The sequence below is a fragment of the Microbacterium sp. Kw_RZR3 genome, from assembly GCF_029222405.1.
In the GTDB taxonomy this organism is placed as follows: Bacteria; Actinomycetota; Actinomycetes; order Actinomycetales; family Microbacteriaceae; genus Microbacterium.
The window spans coordinates 1-5,318 of the sequence record NZ_JARHXC010000096.1; the positions used below are offsets into that span (position 1 = coordinate 1).

At 71.3% G+C, this 5,318-nt stretch carries 5 protein-coding genes; 3 read left to right on the forward strand and 2 right to left on the reverse strand.

The features are described 5' to 3' along the window. Nucleotides 1–13: 13 nt before the first annotated feature. Together P2P98_RS05210 and P2P98_RS05215 are read right to left on the reverse strand one after the other, a co-directional pair. Nucleotides 14–727, reverse strand: coding sequence for a response regulator (locus P2P98_RS05210; RefSeq protein WP_275797848.1), 714 nt, complete (start codon nucleotides 725–727; stop codon nucleotides 14–16). Next, the gene (locus P2P98_RS05215) at nucleotides 724–1,953 is read right to left on the reverse strand and encodes an ATP-binding protein (RefSeq protein WP_275797850.1); all 1,230 of its coding nucleotides are present in this window, start codon (nucleotides 1,951–1,953) and stop codon (nucleotides 724–726) included. Before P2P98_RS05215 ends, P2P98_RS05210 begins: the two co-directional genes overlap by 4 nt. A gap of 141 nt (nucleotides 1,954–2,094) precedes the next feature. Between P2P98_RS05215 and P2P98_RS05220 the strand changes: the two genes are divergently transcribed. From P2P98_RS05220 to P2P98_RS05230, 3 genes are read left to right on the forward strand one after another with little or no spacing between them, the layout of a single operon-like run. Beyond that, on the forward strand, nucleotides 2,095–3,123 hold the full coding sequence (locus tag P2P98_RS05220; protein WP_275797852.1) for a tripartite tricarboxylate transporter substrate-binding protein: 1,029 nt from the start codon (nucleotides 2,095–2,097) through the stop codon (nucleotides 3,121–3,123). Further along, complete coding sequence (locus P2P98_RS05225; RefSeq protein ID WP_275797854.1) at nucleotides 3,120–3,761, forward strand: tripartite tricarboxylate transporter TctB family protein; 642 nt, start codon at nucleotides 3,120–3,122, stop codon at nucleotides 3,759–3,761. Before P2P98_RS05220 ends, P2P98_RS05225 begins: the two co-directional genes overlap by 4 nt. Continuing rightward, complete coding sequence (locus P2P98_RS05230; RefSeq protein ID WP_275797855.1) at nucleotides 3,749–5,305, forward strand: tripartite tricarboxylate transporter permease; 1,557 nt, start codon at nucleotides 3,749–3,751, stop codon at nucleotides 5,303–5,305. Before P2P98_RS05225 ends, P2P98_RS05230 begins: the two co-directional genes overlap by 13 nt. Nucleotides 5,306–5,318: the final 13 nt, after the last annotated feature.

Below are 5,318 nucleotides of genomic sequence, written 5' to 3' on the forward strand. Positions count from 1 at the left end.
CCGTCGCCGCGGGTCAGCGCGCGGCCAGGCGGTACAGCACCTCGGGGCGTCCGCGCGCGCCGAAGCGGTGCGAGATGTCGACCTCGCCGCGGGCCACGAGCACGTCGAGGTATCGCCGCACCGTCGCGCGAGAGGCACCCGACGCGGCGGCGATGTCACGCGCGCTCGCCGGTGTCACCGGGTGGAGAGCTGCCCGGATGGTGTGCATGGTCGACTCCGCGAGTCCCTTGGGGAGAAGGGCTTCGGATGCCACGACCGTGCGCACCGGAGAGGTCACCGGGGAGACCAGCCGGTCGATGTCGCCCTGGCCCATGCTGACGGGCACCTCGGCCGGGCGTTCGGCTCGCCCGCGGCGGTACTCTTCGAGCCGGTTCACGAAGGCCTCGCGGGTGAAGGGTTTGGCGAGGTAGCCGACGACGTGCGCGGCCGCGGCCTGGCGTATCGTCAGGGTGTCGCGCGCGGAGCTGATCACGAGCACGTCGACGTCCCACTCCCGCACGAGCCGCAGGCGGTGCAGCACTTCGACGCCGCTGAAATCGGGGAGGTTCATATCGAGCAGCACGAGATCCACGTCGCTCCCCGCGGCGAGGGCCGCTCCCGCGGCACCCGTCCGCGCGGTCCCCACGAGGCGGAACCCGGGCAGTGCCTCGAGATACGCGGTGTGCAACCGCACCACCGCGGGGTCGTCGTCGACGATGATCGTGCGGATCACGGCATCCGGACTCATCCCCGCATCCCCGCGTGCGGCAGCTCCACCGTGAAGCGCGCCCCACCCGACGCCGACCGGCCGACCGTGACCGAGCCTCCGCGCGCCCCCGCGATGCGACGCACGAGGTCGAGACCCACACCCCGTCCCGCGGCGGCCTTGGAGCTGACCCCGCGATCGAAGATCCGAGCCACGTCTCCCGGCGCGACGCCCGGCCCGTCGTCGGCGACGTCGATCGTCAGCCGCTCGTCGCCCGCGAGCACGAGCACGTCGATCCGTCCGCCGGGCCCCGCCGCCTCCGCGGCGTTGCGGACGAGGTTCCCCAGCACCGTCAGCACTTCGTCGTCGACGCTTCCGCGCGGGACGAGGCTCGCGGGGTCCACCCGCAGTCCCGGGAACTCCGAGACCAGGCCGTCCAGCAGGGCGCGCAGCGCCGGGTCGTCGATCGGGAGACCGGATGCCACGGGCGCGAGCCCTCCGATATAGGTCAGCGCTTCGCCGGTCTCGCCCTCGGCGACGAGTCCGCGGATCACGTGCAGCCGCGTGTGGAATTCGTGCGTCTGGTCGCGGAGAGCGCCGGAGATGCGCCGCTGCGTCTCGAGCTCGCGGGCGTCGGCTTCGAGGCGTCGCACGCGTCGGCGGAGCGCCGCGGTGAGCAGCCCGCTGAGCACGACGCCGAGCACGATCGAGCCGGCCACCCAGGGCAGCATCCCCCCGACCGCTTCGTCGAAGCTGCGCGAGATCTCCGACTCCAGCACCCCGACCGAAGCGGTGCCCACCACGGCGTCGGCCGCACGCACCGGCACCTTTGCCCGCAGGCTCGGCCCGATGGTCCCTGTCTCGGTGCCGATGAACGTCTCTCCGGCCAGCACCGCGGTGGCATCCGTCGACACCGTCCGTCCGCGTTCGGCGGGATTCGGGTGGGTGAGCCGGATGCCGCGGACATCGGTGACCACGACATAGTCGACCCCGGATGCCGCGGCGACGACGTCGGCGAGCGGCTGGAGGTCGGCGGTGGCTGCGGCGGTGTCGAGCAGCACCGCACGCTGCACCTGGTCGAGCTCGACGAGGCTCGTCGCGACGTCGAGCACGCGTTCTTCCGTCGCGGCGCGGATGCTGCGCTCCTGAACCGACATGGCGACCAGGGTCGTCGCGAGCACGCAGACCAGGACGACGGTGCACTGCAGGGCGAGCAGCACGGCGAGGCGCACGCGCACGGGCGCGCGATCGGATCGGGTGATCGGCATCGGCACCTCCTCGTGCGGTCGCTTCGGGACCGGATCGTCGTGAGCATCAAAGAGCGCAAAGCCCTTCGAACGCGCCACCGGGGGAGAGGCGCTGACAACCTAGCTTCTCATCCGGCAACGACGATGTCCCGGGAGGGCTTGATGCAGCATCCGACGCCAGCAGAGGCGCAGCACCCCGCGCGCTCACCTCGACGCCGCCGCGTGACGGGGGTCGTGGTGGGTGTGGTCGCCGCGGCACTGTTCGTGACGGCGGGTCTCAGCGCCGCCGCGACCGGCGGAGTCGCCAACCCCCGGACGAAGCTCACCATCGTGGCTCCCGCCGCCCCCGGCGGAGGATGGGACACGTTCGGTCGCGAAGCACAGCAGGTCATGCGCGAAGAGGGCATCGCCGGAGCCGTGCAGGTGATGAACATCCCCGGAGCCGCCGGCACGATCGGCCTCGGTGCCGTCGCCGAGATGGGCGACAGGCACGACATCATGCTCGTCACCGGAGGCGTGATGGTGGGTGGGGTCATCGTCAACCGGTCGCCCGTGAGCCTCGAGGACGTGCGGCCCATCGTGCGTCTCGCCGACGACTTCAACGTGCTCGTCGTGCCCGGCGACTCGCCCTTCCAGACCCTCGACGACTTCATGCAGGCGTTCCTCGCCGACCCCGAGGGCACCGCGATCGCGGGCGGATCGCTCGGCGGCATCGACCACCTCCTCGCCGGCATGCTCGCCCAGCAGGGCGGCATCGACCCGCAGCGCGTGAACTACCTCGCCTACCCCGGCGGCGGCGAGGTCGTCACTTCTCTGCTGTCGCACACGACGCAGGCAGGACTCTCCGGATACAACGACTTCCGCGACCAGATCGAGTCGGGCAACCTCCGGGCCCTCGCGCTGTCGGCCGAGGAACCGCTCGACGACGTCGATGTGCCGACCTTCCGCGAGCAGGGCGTCGACGTCGCGATGTCGAACTGGCGCGGGCTCGTGGCGCCGCCCGGCATCGACGACGAGGTGCACGCGGAGCTCGTGGCCATGGCATCCGAGATGCGGGAAACCGATGCGTGGAAGGAAGTGCTCACCCGCAACAGCTGGGTCGACAGTTTCCTCGCCGGAGACGAGTTCGCCGCGTACTTGTCGGACGAGACCGAACGCACCACCGCGATCATGAAGGAGCTGGGTCTGTGACCGAACCGTCCACCCTCACCACGGGTTCGTTGCGCGTGCAGCGCACGCCCCGCTGGTACACCGGCCGCAGCGAGCTGGTGGTCGTCGCCGGGGTTCTCGTGCTCGCCGGGTTCATGACCTACGGCACCGCCACCATGCAGGTGCCCGCCGACGTCGCCTTCCCCGGGCCGCAGTTCTTCCCGATGCTGGTCAGCGGTTTCCTCTGGCTCGCCGGGATCGGTCTGCTGGTCGAGGTGCTGCGCGCGACCCGCCGCTCGCACGTCGCCGACGACCCGGTCGAGATCTCGAACGAGATGCTCGAAGACCTCGGCGCGATCGACGCCACGGGCGAGCTGCGGGTCGTCTCGCCCGAGGACGTGGCGTCGACCGCGAAGCCGGCCGCCGTCGACTGGCGCACTCTGGGCGTGACGGTCGCCGCTCTCGCCGGCTTCATCGTCGTGCTGCCGGTGCTCGGCTGGATCCTCTCGGCCGCCGCGCTCTTCTGGGCCATTTCGTGGGCCTTCGGCAGTCGCCGTCCCCTGCTCGACATCGGGGTCTCGGTGATCGTGTCATCCCTCGTCCAGCTCGCGTTCGGCGCGGGTCTGGGCCTGTCGCTTCCCGCCGGCATCCTGGAAGGACTCTCGCCGTGGATCAGCTGATCAACCTCGCCGACGGGTTCGCGGTCGCCTTCACGCCGCAGAACCTGCTCTTCCTCGTCATCGGGGCCATCCTCGGCACCGCCGTGGGCGTGCTCCCCGGACTCGGCTCGGCGATGGCCGTCGCGCTGCTGCTGCCCGTCACCTTCAGCCTCGACCCCACCGGCGCGTTCATCATGTTCGCCTCGATCTACTTCGGTGGTCTGTTCGGCGATTCGACCGCCGGCATCCTGCTCAACACCCCCGGCAACTCGTCCGCGATCGCGACGACGTTTGAGGGCCACCGCATGGCGAAGGACGGCAGGGCGGCCAAGGCGCTCGGCACCTCGGCGATCGGCGCGTTCCTCGGCGGCACCATCGCCTGTGTCCTGGTGGTGTTCTTCGCGCCCTACATCGTCGAGCTCGCGAAGGTGTTCGGCCCCGCGGAGTACTTCGCGCTCGCCGTGTTCGCGTTCGTCGCGATCTCGGCCGTCGTCGCCGATTCGATCGTGCGCGGCCTGGTCGCCCTCGGTCTTGGCTTCGCCCTCGCCCTCGTCGGCATCGACGCGATGACGGGTGCCGAGCGCTTCACCGGCGGAAACCCCGTGTTCTTCGACGGCATCTCGATCATCGTGATCACCGTCGGCCTGCTCGCGATCGGCGAGGTGCTGCACGTCGCCGGCCACATCCGCCGCGCGGGCGGACCGGGCAAGCTGGTCGCCCCGAGCGGTTCGCCGCTGCTGTCGCGCCGCGAGTGGCGCCAGGCTCTGCCCGCCTTCCTCCGCGGCACGGCGTTCGGCGTGCCGTTCGGTGCGATCCCGGTCGGCGGATCCGAGGTGCCCACGTTCCTCGCGTACGGCACCGAGAAGCGGCTCGCCCGCCGGCGCGGTGACACCGATTTCGGCACCCGCGGTGCGATCCAGGGCGTTGCCGCCCCCGAGGCCGCGGGCAACGCGACGGCCGGCTCGGCGATGGGCGCGCTGCTGGGTCTCGGCTTGCCGACCTCGGCGACGGCCGCGATGATGATCGCCGCGTTCCAGCAGTACGGGATGCAGCCGGGCCCGCTGCTGTTCGAACGCTCGGGCGACCTCGTGTGGCCGCTGCTCGCGAGCCTCTTCCTCGGCCTCATCATCCTGCTGATCATCAACCTGCCGTTCGCGGCCGTCTGGGCGAAGCTGCTGCTCATCCCGCGCCACTACCTCTACGCGGGCATCACGGTCGTCGCGATGCTCGGCGTCTACGCGATCGCCTCGCGTGTGGTCGACCTGTGGCTCGCCCTCGCGATCGGCGTCGTCGGCTTCGTCATGCGGCGCTTCTCGATCCCGCTCGCGCCCGTGCTGATCGCCGCGATCCTCGGACCCATGGCCGAGACCCAGATGCGCCGCGCCCTCGCCGTGTCGGAGGGCGACCCGACGATCTTCGTCTCGTCGCCGCTGACCGTCGTGCTGTACGCCCTGCTCGCGATCATCGTGACGGTGAGCGTTCTGCAGCACGCCCGCCACGCGCGCCGCGAGCGCGTCGAGGCCGCCGCCCGCCGCGACGCCCCGGTGCCGGCCGGGCGTCGCTGACCCGCCCGTCCCG

Coding starts and splice junctions, on each gene's coding strand:
- P2P98_RS05210 (WP_275797848.1), bottom strand. CDS start 727: ATGAGTCCGGATGCCGTGATCCGCACGATCATCGTCGACGACGACCCC.
- P2P98_RS05215 (WP_275797850.1), bottom strand. CDS start 1,953: ATGCCGATCACCCGATCCGATCGCGCGCCCGTGCGCGTGCGCCTCGCC.
- P2P98_RS05220 (WP_275797852.1), top strand. CDS start 2,095: ATGCAGCATCCGACGCCAGCAGAGGCGCAGCACCCCGCGCGCTCACCT.